The following is a 14,757-nucleotide window of genomic DNA, read 5'->3' as shown; positions in this document are numbered from 1 at the left end:
ACGCCAAGGCTTACGCTTACGCGCCGATCGGCTTGCCGTCCTTGTGGCGAACCACGATGGTCGACGAGCGCGCCGGCAGGCTGGCGCTGGGCCATGCGCCGTTCGGGTGCTGGATGTTGATGAAGAACGTCGTCAAGTCCGGCGTGTAGGCGATACCGGTGATCTCGCAGCCGTGCGGGCCCACCAGGAAGCGCTTGCACTCGCGGGTCTGCTGGTCGACGTAGTGCATCGAGTTGGCACCGAAGATGTCGGTCGTGCTGCTGCCGGTGCCGGCATCGGTCTGCACCCACAGGCGGCCCTTCGGATCGACGCGGATGCCGTCCGGGCTCGAGAAGGTGTCGCCGACGATGTTGCCCTTCAGGTTATCCGCAGCCAGCGACGGGTCGCCGGCAAGCAGGAAGATTTCCCAGGTGAAGGTGGTCGCCAGCGGCGAGTCGCCCTGTTCCTTCCAGCGGATGATGTGGCCGTGCGGGTTGGTGGCGCGCGGGTTGGCCGCATCGGTGACGCGGCGGCCGCCGTTGTTGGTCAGCGTGCAGTAGACGGTCTTGTCCAGGCCCACCGTGATCCATTCCGGACGATCCATCAGCGTGCCGCCGGCGACGCGGGCCGCGGCCTTGGTCTTGATCAGCACGTCGGCCTGGGTGTTGAAGTCCACCGTGGTCGGCGCCGGCGGCGTGGTCGACTGGGTGTAGTTGCCCGGATCGCTGGCACCGGTGACCAGGCCGTTCTTGCCCTGGGTCAGCTCGACCCACTGGCCCGAGCCGTCGGCGTTGAACTTGGCCACGTACAGCGTGCCCTGGTCGAGCAGGTTGGCGTTGGCGGCGCGGTTGTTCGGATCGAAGGCATTGCTCGGGATGAACTTGTAGATGCAGCCCGGGGTGCCGTCGTCGCCCATGTAGAACGCGACGCGGTTGCTGGCGTCCGTCATGTACGCGGTGTTCTCGTGGTCGAAGCGGCCCATCGCGGTGCGCTTGGTCGGCGCGCCCAGCTGGTTCAGCGGGTCGATCTCGACCACCCAGCCGTAACCCTCTTCCGGATTCGACTGGTCGAGGTAGTTGTCGGTGGTTTCTTCGCAGGTCAGGTACGTGCCCCACGGCGTGGCGCCGCTCGAGCAGTTGTTCAGCGTGCCGACCACGCTGCCGCCGAGCGCGCCGGCGGCCGGGCCGCCGACCTTGTAGATGGTGTTGCCGGTATAGCGCTTGTTGTAGCGCGAGTCGCGCTTGACGCGCCACTTGCCGTCGACGAATTCGATTTCGATGATCGACACGCCGACCGACGACAGCGCGATGCGCTTCTGCTCGGCCGTGGCCGTGGCTTCGTCGTAGCTGGTCGGGAACAGGATGGCCGAATCCATCGCTTCGTGGTTGATCGCCAGCAGGCCGCCCTTCTGCGGGTCGACGCCGGGGATCTCGAAGAAGTGCATGCCGTCGTGGTTGCCGCCGGCCTGGCGCTCGGTTTCCGCCGAGCTCTGGAACGAGCCGCTATAGCCGACCGAGCCGATTTCGACCGGATCGCCGGCGGAGAACAGCACCTCGTACGAGTAGTTCTCGGGCAGCGTCACGGTGTCGGCGGTGACCTTGTCGGCGACCGGGTTGAAGCCGATGCTGTAGTCCAGCGGCTGGGTCGGTGTCGGGCCGGGGGCCGGAGCCGGGGCCGGCGCGGGATCGTCGTCGCCACCGCAGGCGGCCAGCAGGCCGGTGGAACCGAAGACCGACAGCAGCGACAGGCTCAGGCCGCCGCGCAGGACCTTGCGACGGGCCGGGTTGGCGGCGACGATCTCTTCGAGCGTCTGGCCGGGAACGGTGATGTAGCCTTCAGCCGCACGGCGCGGCTCGCGCGCCTTATCGGTGATGTAAGACATGACGGGGGACCTCCCTTTGTTGGATTGAATGCCGGGCATCGCATCGCGGCTCTATCGAAGGCTGTTCGACGCCATATCGAAGGCAATCGAAGACATTTCGCGGCCGCATCGTGCCAATGCGATGAATGCAGCGGCAAGTGCAAATTGACGGCGAGGTGGATGCTAGGGGCGGTCCGTGACGTCGCGATGAAAAGATGTCTGATGCAATGGCATCAAGTGCGGGGGAAGGCGCGGCCCGCGGTCTTCACTACGAAGCTTCATCGAGACTTCATCGACGTGTCATCACGTCGTCATGCCGGCGTGTTTCAGCCGGCCTTGCGGAAGGTCAGGTTCAGGCGAAGCGCCCCGAGCAGCGGATGGTCGCCGTCGGCCAGCGGCGCGATGCCGTGATAGAAGAGCCGGCTCGGCCCGCCCCAGACGACGATATCGCCGTGCGCCACGCGGATGCGCGCGGGACGGTCGGCGCGTTGCGCGCCGCCGAACAGGAATACGGCAGGCAGTCCCAGCGAGACCGAGACGATCGGCGCGCGCAGATCGCGCTCGTTGCGGTCCTGATGCAGCGACAGCCGCGTGCCGGGCGTATAGCGGTTGATCAGGCAGGCGTCGGGCGCAAATCCGGGATAGCCGGCCGCCGCGGCGGCCTCGCGTGCCAGTTCGGTGAAGACCGCGGGCATCGCGGGCCAGGGCCGGCCGCTGTCCGGATCGATGGGGTCATAGCGATAGCCGCGCTCGTCCGACACCCAGCCGAGCGTGCCGCAATTGGTCATCGCCACCGACATGCGAAAGCCGCCGGGCGTGACCAGATGACGGAAGGGAGCTTGGGCGTGGACCTGCTCGATCGCCTCGCGCAGCGCCGGCGCACGCGACAGCGCGAAGCCGCGTAGCACGACGGCACCGGGCCCGATCGCTTCGCTGTGTTCCCCGCCGCGGCTGTCGGGCTCGGGCAGGTTGTCGAACAGGTCGAAGGTCATGGGGACGGCGCGTATCGATTCACTGGGAGGGGAATGATACGCCGGTGGGGCGTAGTAGCCGGCAGGTTGGCTCCCCGCTCCCGCGCACGGGAGAGGGAGAACACCGGAAGCTGACTCGGACTATCCGCCCGCTCAGGCGAACGTATCCACCTCACCCAGCGGCACGCGGCGCGGCGCGGCCGGCGCCGTCGCGGTCTGGGCCGCGCCAGGCTGCTGGAACTCCGTTACGCCCTGCGCGAAGCCCTGTCCGCGGTGCTGCGGGGCCTGATGTTGTCCCTGGCCCGGTTGGCCGGCAAACTGCTCGGCGCCGACCGAAGTCTGGCCGAGCTGGATGCCGCTGTCGGCCATCGCATGGCGCAGTTGGGGCAGGGCGGCTTCGACGGCCGCGCGCACGCTGGCGTGCGGCGAGACGAACTGCGCCTGGGCCTGGTCGTTGACCACATTGAGCACGACCTTCAGCGGACCGAGGTCGGGCGGGTTCAGTTGCAGCTCGGCGGTGTGGTTGCCCTGCGTGGTCAGGCGGACCATCTGCTGGCCCAGGGCCTGCGGCCACTGCGGATCGTTGACGCGCGGGGCCAGCGGCAGCGTGACCGGAGCCTGCGTGCCGGATTGCGCGCCCAGCGTGGTGGCGGTGCCTTGCGCCAGCGGCGTGGCGCCCTCGATCGGCGCGGCGATCGCGCCGTTGTCTTCGCCCGGCGCCTTGGCTGCGGACGAAGCGGCCTGCAGGGCGGCCTGCAACGCGGCCGTCGGCGATACCGTGGTGCTGTTCGCCGCCGCAGCGGGCTGAGCAGGGGCGGCGAACTGGCTGGCGGCGCCGTCGCGGCCGCCGGCAGCGCCGTCATGCTTGCCGCCGGTGTCGGCGGATGCCTGCCCTTGCGCAGCGCTCAGCGCGGACCTGGCAGCCGCGTCGAACGACACGGCGGGCTTGCCGGCATCCGCATCGGCCGGCGTGGCGGGCTTGGCCGCGGCCGCGTCCGGCGCGGCGGTGGTCGTTGCCAGCGCCGCGCGTTGCGACGCGATGGTGTTCAGGGTGTCCTCTGCCAGCGACGCTGCAGCTTCCGGTGCGTTCGCCGCAGCCGGCAACTGGCCGGCGATGGCGGCGTTCGCCGCGGCAGGCATGGCCGTGCCAACCGCCGGGCCCGTGCCGGCGGCTCCGGCAGCGACGGCTGCGCCCGCAGCAGCAGCGGGCGCGGCCGGCAGCATCGCCGCCAGCAGTGCCGCGGCAGCCGCGCCTCCAGCGTTGTCGTTGATGCCGGTCTCGTCGTCGGCCAGATCGGTGCTGTCCTTCCGGCCGTCGGTGGCGCCCTCGGCCTTGCCGGTGCTCGCCTGCGTCTTGCCGGCATCGGCATCGGCACTGGTGGGTTCTGTCTTCTTGCCGGTCTCTGCAGCGTGCTTGCTCGCGCCGTCGGCCGCCTTGCCGCTCTTGGCCGCCTGCTGCTGCTGGCTGGCCGCGCTCGCTTCGCCGGCCTGCGTCTGGCGCGCGCGAGAGAGCGCATCGCCGAACTCGCCGGGGCCCGAGGCGGGCTGCGGGTTGCGCGGTGCATTGGCGGGTGCGGCGCCGCCGCTGACGATTTGGGTGATGTCGATCATCGGTGCTTGCTGGCTTATTGGTTGTGTCCGCTGCCGACCTGCTGTCGGGACAGGCGCGCGGCGTACTCATCGGTGGCCCGCTGCTCGCGGCGCGCGGCGATCTGCTGCTCGCGGGATTCGGCACGCGCGATCAGCGTGTCGAAGGAGTTCAGGCGCTGCTTCTGCTTCTGCCAGTTGGCGCGGCCGGCCAGCAGTTGCGACTCGGCCTTGGCGAGCGCCTCGGTCTGCTGGCGGATTGCGGCGTCGAGCGAATCGAGGAACTGCGAGAAGTCATGCCAGCGCGCCGACGGCATGCCGTTCTGCATCAGGGCCTGCATGCGGGCGCGGTATTCCTGCCGGTACTGCGTCAGCGCGGCGAGCTGCTGCTCGGCCTGCGTGCGCTGGCCCTGCAACCGCCCGAGCTCGCGCGCGGCGGTGTCGGTGTCGTTCTGGGCCAGGTCGGCCAGCGTGTTCAGCGGAGAGGTCTTAGCCATTTGCGCTCCTGTCGAAGAGCAGATGCAGTTGGTCGATCGATTCGCCGTAGCCCGCGCGCTCGTGAATGTCCTGCTGCAGGAAGGCTTCCATGCGCGGATGCAGGCGGATCGCCAGATCCAGTTCGGGATCGGCGCCCGGCACGTAGGCGCCGACGCTGATCAGGTCGCGGTTGCGCTGGTAGCGCGACATCAATTGCTTGAAGCGGCGCACCGAGCCGAATTGCTCCGGCGAGATCAAGGCGGTCATCGCGCGGCTGATCGAGGCCTCGACGTCGATCGCCGGATAGTGGCCGGCCTCGGCCAGGCTACGCGACAGCACGATATGGCCGTCGAGGATCGCGCGCGCCGAATCGGCGATCGGATCCTGCTGGTCGTCGCCTTCGGCCAGCACGGTATAGAAGGCAGTGATCGAGCCGCCGCCCTCGGCGCCGTTGCCGGCGCGCTCCACCAGCGTCGGCAGCTTGGCGAACACCGAAGGGGGGTAACCCTTGGTTGCCGGCGGCTCGCCGATGGCCAGCGCGATCTCCCGCTGGGCCATCGCATAGCGCGTCAGCGAATCCATGATCAGCAGCACATGGCGGCCCTGGTCGCGGAAATACTCGGCCAGGCGCGTCGCGTAGGCGGCGCCCTGCATGCGCAGCAGCGGCGAGGTGTCGGCCGGCGCGGCGACCACCACGGAACGGGCACGGCCTTCCTCGCCGAGGATGTTCTCGATGAAGTCCTTCACTTCGCGGCCGCGTTCGCCGATCAGGCCGACCACGATCACCTCGGCGCTGGTATAGCGCGCCATCATGCCGAGCAGCACGCTCTTGCCGACGCCGGAGCCCGCGAACAGGCCCATGCGCTGGCCGCGGCCGACCGTCAGCATGCCGTTGATCGCGCGCACGCCAACGTCGAGCACGGTATCGATCGGGGCGCGCGACAGCGGATTGATCTGCGAGCCGGCCAGCGGCACTTCGCGCGCGGCCTGCAAGGGGCCGAGGCCGTCCAGCGGCCGGCCCGCGGCGTCGAGCACGCGGCCGAGCAGCCCTTCGCCGACCGGCAGGCGCTTGGAGCCGGGTTCGCGCGGCGCGCTGTCGCCGCTGGGCAGCGGCGACGGTTCGAGCGGATAGACGCGCGCGCCCGGCACCAGGCCCAGCACGTCCGATTGCGGCATCAGGTAGAGACGGTCCGCGCCGAAGCCGACCACTTCGGCCTCGGCCATGCGCGGCCCCTGGCCGGTCGCGCCGGCATGGCCGGGGATTTCGATCAGGCAGTCGCTGCCGACCGGCATGCGCAGGCCGACGGCCTCCAGCACCAACCCGGCGGCGCGCGTCAGCCGCCCGCAGCTGCGCTTGCTGTCCAGCTCGGCCACGTTGGCGGCCGCGCCGGCCAGCGCATCGCGCCAGCGCTGGCCATGCAACTCCGGCGCGCTGGTCACGACCTGGTTCGCCGAGGGGGGCGGCAGCGGGCTCACGCATCGGGCGCTTCCCAGGGATCGTTGCGGCCGAGGGCCTTGACCACGCGGCTCCAGCGGGTCGCCAGCGTCGCGTCCAGCTCGCCGCTGGCGGCGCTGGCGATGCAGCCGCCGCGCGCCACCGTCGCATCCGCGCGCACCGACCAGCCGGCCGCTTCCAGCTCGCCGGCCAGGTGCGTCTGCACCAGCTCGATATCGTCGGGATTGAGCAGCAGGCAGGGCGCGCCGGACAGCGCCGGCTCGTTGGCCAGCAGCTCGCGCACGGCAGGCAGCAGCACGGCGGGGTTGTGCGCGACGGTGTCGTGCACCAGCTTGCGCGCGACGTCGAGCGCCAGCGCGATCAGGGTCTGGCCGACCTCGTCGTCGATGCGGCGCAGCGCGCCGGCGAAGGTGCCGGCCAGTTCCTGCAGGCGGGCGGCCTCCTGGCGCGCGGTCTCGAGGCCGCGCGCGTAGCCTTCGCGATGGCCGTCGCCGTAGCCCTGGGTCTGGCCCTGCGTGTAGCCCTGGGCATAGCCTTCCTTGCGGGCGCCCTCGCGCATCGCGTCGAGCGCGGCGAAGTCGATCGGCGGCGGCGCGGGTTCCTCGGGTTCGGCTTCGAACTTCGGCGGCGGAGGCGGCGGCGCGTCGAAGGATGACATCTTCCAGCGACGCCAGCCGTTGCTGTCGTTGCCTCGGCCGGCCTGCTTGCCGCCGGGCTGCGGCGCGTCGGCGCCGAAGGCGTCGAAGCTCTCGAAACCCGCGCTGTCGCGGCCGCCGCGCATGTTCAAGCCCGCGGAGGGGGGCCGAGGGGGGCGGAGGGGCCCGACGAAGCGGCGGAGGCCGACGGCACGGCGGGTCGGGCCTGGGCGCGCGGCTCGTAGCGCGCGCCGAAGCCGTCGTCGCGATCGTCGTCGAGCGAGCCGCCGAGGTGGTGGCCCAGCGCCTGCCGCGCGTAGGGATTAGACATAGGCATCGTCGCCGGCTCCGATCTGGATTTCGCCGGCGTCGGCCAGGCGTCTTACCACCTGCAGGATGCTCTTCTGCTCGGCCTCGACCTGCGACACGCGCACCGGGCCCAGCGCTTCCAGGTCCTCGCGCAGCATCTCGCCCGCACGGGTCGACATGTTGCGGATGAACTTGTCGCGCAGTTCCTGCGGCGCGCCCTTGAGCGCGACGATCAGCGACTCGGTGGCGATTTCCTTCAGCACGCGCTGGATGCCGCGATCGTCCACTTCCAGCAGGTTCTCGAACAGGAACATCTCGTCGATGATCTTCTGCGCGAGGTCGCTGTCGTGCTGGCGCACGCCGGCGATCACCGCCTCCTCGTGCGTGGTGTTCATCAGGTTGATGATCTCGGCCGCGGTGCGGATGCCGCCCATGCGGCTGCGCTTCAGGCTCTGGCCGGCCAGCAGCTTGGTCAGCACGTCGGTCAGTTCCTGCAGCGCGCCCGGCTGCACGCCGCCGAACGTCGCGATCCGCAGCACCACGTCGTTGCGCAGGCGGTCGGTGAACAGCGCCAGCACCTCCGAGGACTTCTGGCGGTCCAGGTGGATCAGGATGGTGGCGATGATCTGCGGATGCTCGTCGCGGATCAGCTCGGCCACCGAGGTCGCGTCCATCCAGTTCAGCGAGTCGATGCCGCTGCCCGGGTCGCGCGATTCCAGGATGTCCTCGATCACCGACAGCGCGCGTTCCTCGCCCAGCGCCTTGTTCAGGACGCTCTTGATGAACGTGCTCGAATCCACCGACAGCGCCAGGAACTGCTCGGTCTCGCTGCGGAACTCGGCCAGCACGGCCGCCATTTCTTCTCGCGTGACGGCGTTCAGCGACGCCATGGCCGAGCCCAGCGTCTGCACTTCGCGCGGCGACAGGTGCTTGAACACCTCGGCCGCCGCATCCTCACCGAGCGACATCATCAGGATGGCGCTCTTCTGCAAGCCCTCACCGTTCATCGCTAGACATCCAGTTCTTGATCACACTGGCGACCAGACGCGGGTCGCGTTGCGCGGCGTCGCGCACCAGGGCGAGATCGCTTTCGTATTTGGCGGTCAGGCGCAGCACTTCCGGATCCGGCTGCTGTTCCTCGACCGGCAGCAGCACCGATTCGGCCGCGTTGGCCTCGGCAGGCGGCGGCAGCGGCGGCGCGGTGTACTTGCGCAGGATCGGCCGTGCCACCTTGAACCACACGAACAGGGCCAGCAGTGCCAGCAACAGGTATTGCGCGGCGGTCTTGGCCAGCTCGATCATTTCGGGTTGCTTCCACAGCGGCAGTTCGGGTTTGATCTCCTCGCCGGAAGTGAACGGGCTGTTCACCACATTGAGCGAGTCGCCGCGCGCCGGCGAAAAGCCCATCGCCTCCTTGGCCAGGTTCTCGATCTGCGCCAGTTGCGCGGCGGTCAGCGGTTCGCTGGTGATCTTGCCGTTCGCGCCGGCCACCTGGCGATGGTTGACCACCACCGCCACCGACAGGCGGCGGATGCCGCCCGGTGCCTGCTGCACGTGGCGCACGGTGCGGTCCAGCTCGTAGTTGGTCGTCGAGTCGCGGCGGGCGCTGCTAGGGCCGGACTGGGCGCCGGCGAGCGCGGCCTGCGTGTTGGCGGTGCCGGCCTGCTGCCCCTGGGCCTGCTGGCCGGCCTGGCCTGGCTGGCCCGGCTGCCCTTGTTGCCCAGGCTGCTGCGTGACCACCGGTGCGGCGGCCTGCAGCGGCGGCTGGTTCGACAGCGCGCCCGGCACGCCGCCGACCGGCGAGCCGCCTTGCTGGTTCGACTCGCTGGTCTGCTGGCTGCGGATCGCCGCGCGGGTCGGGTCCTGGTTCGGCTTGAACGACTCGTCGGTGTGCTCGACGATGCTGAAGTCGACGTCGGCGGTGACCTGGGCCTTCACATTGCCCTGGCCGACGATCGGCGCGAGGATCGACTCGACGCGCTGCACATAGGTGCGCTCGAGCGTCTGCACATACTTGAGCTGCGTGGCATCGAGCATGCGCTCGTTGCTGCCGTTGCCCGACAGCAGGTTGCCGTGCTGGTCGACGATCGAGATCGACTTGGGCGTCAGCTCCGGCACGCTGGACGACACCAGATGGCTGATCGCCGCCACCTGGCCTTCGTCGATGGCGCGGCCCGGATGCAGCGTCAGCACGATCGAGGCAGTCGGCTTCTGGCGCTCGCGCACAAACAGCGTGGGCTTCGGAATGGCCAGATGCACGCGGGCGGACTGCACCGCGGCGATCGATTCGATCGAGCGCGCGAGCTCGCCTTCGAGCCCGCGCTGGTAATTGACCTGTTCGGCGAACTGGCTGATGCCGAACTTCTGGTTGTCCATCAGCTCCATGCCGGCGTTGCCGCTCTTGGGCAGACCCTGCGAGGCGAGTCGCAGCCGCATCTCATGGACCTTGTCGGCTGGCACCATCACCGCACCGCCGCCCTCGGCGAACTTGTACGGGATGTTCATCTGCTGCAGCGACGCGATCACCGCGCCGCCGTCGCGTTCGGACAGGTTGCTGTACAGCACCTTGTAGTCAGGGCTGCGCGACCACAGCACGCCGACCGCGATCGCGGCGGCCAGCGCGGCCCCGCCCAGCATCAGCGGCAGGCGCGGATTGCCCTTGAAGCGCTCGATCAATTCCGAGCGGTTGCCCAGCACGGCCGCGGCATTCATGCGCGGGCCTCCGTGTTGGCCGACCCGCCGAGCCGGCCGGGCAGGGGCGAACCTTGCCGGGGGCGCAATGCGCCGCCCTGGCGGTGGCCGATGTCGGCATGGCTCAGATCACGCAGCAGACAAAACACGCGTACTCTCCGCGATAGTTAAACAAAGGGGCGCCGGTGTCGTTAATGCATTCGCTGGCAGCAAACCAGGGATGCGGGTAGGGAGCGGCAAGGCGACAGCCCGCCAGACCCGGCACGGTAGCGATGATCGGTTACCGGGCGCACAGACAATCCGGGGAATAGGACGGCTTTTCGGTTCGATTTCGGCCTATGCCGGGCCGGACGCGGCAGGTACGCTTCGGCTGCTGGATTGGGCGGGGCCCGCGTTTGGCGTTCCCAAGCCCTTCCGATCGACCCATTCAGGGGTGCCGGCCTCGTTTCGGCGCCTCGCCAATCACGGAAAAGACAGACCGATGAGTTCGATTGCATCCATCGAAGGCATGCTGCAGCAGCTGCGCGGCCTGGCGCAGAGCGCGTCGGGCACGACTTCCCAGACCGCCCCGGCCGCCGCCTCTGGCTTCGCCGGCGAGCTGCAGCGCTCGCTGCAGAAGATCAGCGGCGCCCAGGAACGCGCCTACGGCCTGGCCGAGGCGTTCGAGCTCGGCAAGCCGGGCGTCGCGCTGAACGACGTGATGATCGAAATGCAGAAGGCCAGCATTTCGTTCCAGACGGGTGTGCAGGTGCGCAACCGGCTGGCGATGGCGTATCAGGAAGTGATGAATATGGCGGTGTAAGCGTGAAGGGCGGCGAGCGATAGCGCCGCGTCACTCTTGTTCCGCTCAGACTTCCGCCTCTGGCCACAGCCGCGGAAAGACGAAACGAAGGCCTTGTAGCGGCAGTGCGAAGTGCAGATCATCGCGGTGCGATCCCGATCGCAGGATGCCGAAGTCGATCAGGGAGCGCGTCACGCGGCGTGTCGTGGCTGCGCTTTCGCCGAGAATCTGAGCGACTCGCCTCGGCTCAGCGGGCGCATCAGCGCCGCAGTCTCGAGGGCCAGCAGGGTTTTTTCGGGTCGGATCAGCGATTTTTCCGAGCCGATTTGCCATGGGTTGGCATGCAGATAGGCCAGCAAATGATGCAACCTGGATCGCAGGCCCGCAAAATCCATCATGCCCAACATGAAGTCGATTTGATCCAGGCAGCAGTCCAGGAAATACAGCACGAAGTTGACCAATTCTTCCTGAGACAGATTCCCGCGGCCGTCCAGGTCATTCCGGCGCTGGAGGTCGGCATTGGCGAGTCTCGCGTAATATGTTTCCTGGCTTCGCGCGAAGGCCCGCAGAGGCGACCATAGTCCCTGCGTCAATCCAATGCGGTGGAGTATCAAATGGGTATGCAGCCGACATACCCGTCCGTTGCCATCAATAAATGGATGAACCCACGCGAGCCGGTGGTGGGAGCAAGCCGTGGCGATCAGGATGCTCTCCATTCCCCGTATGCGCCGGTAGCATCCGCTCCATTCCCTCATCAAGCGCGGAATGACAGCCGGCTCGGGCGCGATGTGTTTTCCTAGCGAACCGACTTTCCACGATATTGGCCCGGTATTACGTTTTCGCCTTGCTCGCTTTGCCGGTATTCGGCCGGCATGGCGTCAAAGAACAAGCGGTGGATATGCTGGACAAAGAGAGGGTCGAACAAATCTTCGATCTGCATGCCGACCAACCGCTGCTCCAACGTCTCCTCGGTACGGATGTGCGCAATGGCAAGCAGTTGCTTGGTTTTCTCGTCGCTGTCGGTTGAATACTGCCGTTGCAATGCCTGCTCGATGTTGGCGGGTGTGGTGTGCTGCCCTTCAATCTTGTTCGAGTAGTAGGAGTTCATGCTCCGCAATAACGGTGCCACCGCTTGTCCGACAGGCGTCTTCTGGTATGCCGAGAGAGCCTGGACCTTCTGTAGAAGAGTACTGGTCCGCTCTCGTGGCTCAGCAAGCACATGTTCCTCGGGAAAAAGCGGCTGAAACGACGAAATGTCGAGCATGGTGCGCAAGGGAAACGGCGATTGAGCGTATGGTCGGAGCGATGATTGTGGGGTTTTATATCCTACAAGTCATTGAAAGGAAAGGAATTTCCTTAAATGTCTGTAGAGATCGTAGTAGGGGTGGATGGTGCGAGAGCAGCCGATAGCTTGCCGCCCCTTGGTGGCCCGGTCGATGAGACGGCTCTGAAAAACGCCTATCGGCGTTATTCGATCCGCACGATTCCGGTATCGACTTCCAGCCGATGCAGCCAAGCCAGCAGTTCGGCCACCGCCGTATAGAGCTGCGGCGGGATCTGGCTGTCGAGGTCGACCTGCATCAGCAGGTTGACCAGCGTCGGGGAGTCGTGGACATAGACGCCGGCCTCGCGGGCCTGCGCGATGATCGAGTCGGCGATCAGGCCGTAGCCCTTGGCCACCACCCGCGGGGCGGCATCGTTCTGGCGGTACGACAGCGCGACCGCGGCGCCGCGGGGCGAGTCCTGCTGGCTCATGCGGCGCCCTCCGCGTCGGTGTCCCGGCGGATCGAGAAATGCAGCAGCTCGATGCCGCGCGCGCCGAGGTTCTCGCGCAGCCGGCCCTGCGCGCTATCGAGCATCCGCACGATGCGCTCTTCCTGCACCGCCAGCCGGGTTTCCACACCGTTCGGCGTCAGCGTCAGGCGCGCTTCCACTGTTCCCAGCTGAGGCAGCTCCAGCACCAGGCGGCTGGACCAGGTGCGCTCGCCCGCCCCGTCGCCGTGCTCGCCGGACGAGCCCTGCTCCTGCTGCCGCTCGGCGATGTCCCATTGCATCGGCGTGCCCGGCCACGCCTCGCCGGCCCAGCGGAACTGCTGGGTGGCCAGCAGTTCGAGCTGCTGGCGCACGATGCCTTCGGTATTCGGATGGATGGCGGGCGCGGCTTCGGCTTTCGCCATGTTGGACGTTGCGTCGGGCCGTGCCAGTGCGTCGTCGGTGGTCACGCTCAGCAGGGTCTGCGCGCCGGCCTGACGGGCGGCGTCGTTGGCGGCGGCCTGGTAGGCCTGCGCGGCCGCCTGCAGCAAGCGCGGGGTTTCGTGGCCGCGCGGGGCATCTGCGCCGCGCGCGCCGGTGTCGCCCGCAGTCGCGGCGGGATCGTCGGCGCTGGCTTCGGGTCCCCCGCTCGCGGCCGAGCGGGCCGCGTTCAACGCCGCGTCGAGCACCGCCTGCGACGGTTCGGCGGCAGCCAGTGCCTGGATCGCGCTGCTCAGGGCCTGGGCGTCGGTAGGCGAGGCGGGAAGCAGGTTCGGAAAGGGCGCGGTGCTCGAAGGTTGCATCGGCGCACCGGGCCGCTGTCCGTAGGCGCCCGTCGCGGACCCTTGGCCCAAGGCGGCGCTCCCCTGCGGTGCCCCGCCGGCGCCCGCGCCGGGATAGGGATGTCGGCCGATTCCGGCCTGCGGCTCGCGGGCCAGACTGGCCAACCCACGTTCGCCGGCGATCCATTGCGCGAGATGCGATTCATAGAACAGCCCGCTGTCCTGCACCAGATGCATCAGGGCCTGCCGTACCTGCGTGGTGCCCTCGGGCAGGCGCGTGGGCGGCACGGCCAGCAGCGGGCCGGCGCTGCGCAGCGGCGCGGCCGAGCCCTGGGCGAGCAGGGTAAGGATGGTGCGGGCGGCGAAGCTGAGGGTTTCGCGGGTGGAGCCGGCCGGCGGGGTGGCCGCGGCCTGGCCCGTTGCACCGGGCCGCACCGGCAGTTCGACCGTGCCGGGGGCGGTGCCGTCGGATTGCCGGACCGTGGCGCCGCCGGGGCTGGCGGTTGGAATCAGCGCGGCCAGCTTGTTGGCCGACACCTGCGCGCGCAGCGTGTTGGCATCGAGGCCTTGCCCTGACGGCGAACCGGGCGGCAGATGGATCGCGGTCATGGGGGAGGGTTCCGGATGGTCCGCTGGGTCACCGGCTTGCCGGCGACGGCCAGCGGGACCCGGCATGGGATCAGGCAGGGCTGCCGTAGGCGTGCGAAAGATTCTGGCGGCGGCGCGAGTCGCCCAGCAGTTGGCCCAGACGCGCCAGGTGCGGCAGCATCAGGTCGCGGATGCGGGCGTCGTACGCCAGGATCCGGTCGAGCAGCGCGTGGCGGCGCATCCGTTCTTCGGCCGAGACCGGAACGTTGTGCTCGATCTCGCGCAGGCGGTCCACGACGGCCAGATAGACGATCTGCACGTCGTTGAAGGCCGTCCAGTTTTCCGCCTCGGCCGCTTCGAGCATCTGCTCGGACAGCACCAGCAGTTCCTCGTAGTTCAGCACGGTGGGAGAAACGGTACGCATGATCAGTTCTCCTGCGCTTCGGCGAGGACTTCGGACTGGGCGGAGGCCGCCGGTTGCCCGGCGTTCTCGCCGGCTTCCGGCTCGCCGATCTGCGCCCAGGCGGTGGCGAGGTTTTCCAGCAGCGCGTCGACCTCGTTGAGCAGCGTGACATCGCTGCGCACATTGGCCAGCAGCAGGCGGCGGGTCATGTAGTCGTACAGCGCTTCGAGATTGGCGGCGATCTCGCCGCCGGTGCCGTGGTCCAGCACCGCGCGCAGGCCGTTGTCGACGATGTCGATCGCCTTCGAGATGGCCTGGCCGCGCGCCTGCACGTCGCCCGCATCGAGATGGAACTTGGCCCGCGCGATGGCCGAGCGCGCGCCGTCGTACAGCATGGCGATCAGCTTGTGCGGGCTGGCGCTCATGGCCCCGGTCTGCACGCCGACCCGGGCATAAGCGTTGATTGCTTGGCGCGCATACATGAT

General features: G+C 68.6%; 17 protein-coding genes. 1 reads left to right on the top strand and 16 read right to left on the bottom strand.

What is annotated here, in order from left to right; genetic code table 11:
• Positions 1-16 precede the first annotated feature (16 nt).
• From OJJOAM_RS17020 to fliF, 9 genes are all read right to left on the bottom strand, one after another.
• Positions 17-1,861 (bottom strand): PhoX family protein, encoded by a 1,845-nt coding sequence (locus OJJOAM_RS17020; protein ID WP_422650489.1) that lies wholly within the window; start codon positions 1,859-1,861, stop codon positions 17-19.
• A gap of 305 nt (positions 1,862-2,166) precedes the next feature.
• A complete protein-coding gene (gene alkB, locus OJJOAM_RS17015) occupies positions 2,167-2,832 on the bottom strand; it encodes a DNA oxidative demethylase AlkB (RefSeq protein WP_422650488.1) in 666 nt (221 codons plus the stop codon).
• A 132-nt stretch (positions 2,833-2,964) separates the two neighbouring features.
• Positions 2,965-4,422, bottom strand: a complete 1,458-nt coding sequence (locus tag OJJOAM_RS17010) for a flagellar hook-length control protein FliK (RefSeq protein ID WP_422650487.1) — start codon at positions 4,420-4,422, stop codon at positions 2,965-2,967.
• 14 nt (positions 4,423-4,436) lie between these two features.
• Positions 4,437-4,895 carry a flagellar export protein FliJ gene (gene fliJ, locus OJJOAM_RS17005; RefSeq protein ID WP_149319499.1) on the bottom strand — a complete coding sequence of 153 codons (459 nt, stop codon included), beginning with the start codon at positions 4,893-4,895 and terminating at the stop codon, positions 4,437-4,439.
• On the bottom strand, positions 4,888-6,315 hold the full coding sequence (gene fliI / locus OJJOAM_RS17000) for a flagellar protein export ATPase FliI (protein WP_422650486.1): 1,428 nt from the start codon (positions 6,313-6,315) through the stop codon (positions 4,888-4,890). Before fliI ends, fliJ begins: the two co-directional genes overlap by 8 nt.
• A 32-nt stretch (positions 6,316-6,347) precedes the next feature.
• On the bottom strand, positions 6,348-7,112 hold the full coding sequence (fliH, locus tag OJJOAM_RS16995; protein WP_422651077.1) for a flagellar assembly protein FliH: 765 nt from the start codon (positions 7,110-7,112) through the stop codon (positions 6,348-6,350).
• A gap of 2 nt (positions 7,113-7,114) precedes the next feature.
• On the bottom strand, positions 7,115-7,297 hold the full coding sequence (locus tag OJJOAM_RS16990; RefSeq protein WP_422650485.1) for a hypothetical protein: 183 nt from the start codon (positions 7,295-7,297) through the stop codon (positions 7,115-7,117).
• Entirely contained in the window at positions 7,290-8,282 is a 993-nt protein-coding gene (gene fliG / locus OJJOAM_RS16985; RefSeq protein WP_023264265.1) for a flagellar motor switch protein FliG, read from the bottom strand. Before fliG ends, OJJOAM_RS16990 begins: the two co-directional genes overlap by 8 nt.
• Entirely contained in the window at positions 8,272-9,987 is a 1,716-nt protein-coding gene (fliF, locus tag OJJOAM_RS16980; protein ID WP_422650484.1) for a flagellar basal-body MS-ring/collar protein FliF, read from the bottom strand. Before fliF ends, fliG begins: the two co-directional genes overlap by 11 nt.
• 460 nt (positions 9,988-10,447) lie before the next feature.
• Here fliF and fliE point away from each other — a divergent pair, with 460 nt between their 5' ends.
• The gene (fliE, locus tag OJJOAM_RS16975) at positions 10,448-10,768 is read left to right on the top strand and encodes a flagellar hook-basal body complex protein FliE (RefSeq protein WP_006577184.1); all 321 of its coding nucleotides are present in this window, start codon (positions 10,448-10,450) and stop codon (positions 10,766-10,768) included.
• 45 nt (positions 10,769-10,813) lie between these two features.
• On the opposite strand, the gene OJJOAM_RS16970 is transcribed toward fliE, so the two are convergent.
• The 7 genes from OJJOAM_RS16970 to fliS form a co-directional block, all read right to left on the bottom strand.
• Positions 10,814-10,942 carry a hypothetical protein gene (locus tag OJJOAM_RS16970; RefSeq protein WP_422650483.1) on the bottom strand — a complete coding sequence of 43 codons (129 nt, stop codon included), beginning with the start codon at positions 10,940-10,942 and terminating at the stop codon, positions 10,814-10,816.
• Positions 10,939-11,535, bottom strand: coding sequence for a Fic family protein (locus OJJOAM_RS16965; RefSeq protein WP_422651076.1), 597 nt, complete (start codon positions 11,533-11,535; stop codon positions 10,939-10,941). The genes OJJOAM_RS16970 and OJJOAM_RS16965 overlap by 4 nt, the downstream gene beginning before the upstream one ends.
• 8 nt (positions 11,536-11,543) lie before the next feature.
• Entirely contained in the window at positions 11,544-12,011 is a 468-nt protein-coding gene (locus tag OJJOAM_RS16960) for a hypothetical protein (protein WP_422650482.1), read from the bottom strand.
• Positions 12,012-12,214: 203 nt separating this feature from the next.
• Positions 12,215-12,502, bottom strand: coding sequence for an EscU/YscU/HrcU family type III secretion system export apparatus switch protein (locus OJJOAM_RS16955; RefSeq protein WP_149319505.1), 288 nt, complete (start codon positions 12,500-12,502; stop codon positions 12,215-12,217).
• Entirely contained in the window at positions 12,499-13,890 is a 1,392-nt protein-coding gene (locus OJJOAM_RS16950) for a flagellar hook-length control protein FliK (RefSeq protein ID WP_422650481.1), read from the bottom strand. Before OJJOAM_RS16950 ends, OJJOAM_RS16955 begins: the two co-directional genes overlap by 4 nt.
• Positions 13,891-13,960: 70 nt before the next feature.
• A complete protein-coding gene (locus OJJOAM_RS16945; protein ID WP_422650480.1) occupies positions 13,961-14,293 on the bottom strand; it encodes a flagellar protein FliT in 333 nt (110 codons plus the stop codon).
• A 2-nt stretch (positions 14,294-14,295) separates the two neighbouring features.
• Positions 14,296-14,754 carry a flagellar export chaperone FliS gene (gene fliS, locus OJJOAM_RS16940; protein WP_422650479.1) on the bottom strand — a complete coding sequence of 153 codons (459 nt, stop codon included), beginning with the start codon at positions 14,752-14,754 and terminating at the stop codon, positions 14,296-14,298.
• Positions 14,755-14,757 lie beyond the last annotated feature (3 nt).

The organism is Cupriavidus sp. H18C1, from assembly GCF_049311595.1.
Taxonomy (GTDB): domain Bacteria; phylum Pseudomonadota; class Gammaproteobacteria; order Burkholderiales; family Burkholderiaceae; genus Cupriavidus; species Cupriavidus cauae.
This window is presented reverse-complemented; position numbering and strand designations above follow the sequence as displayed.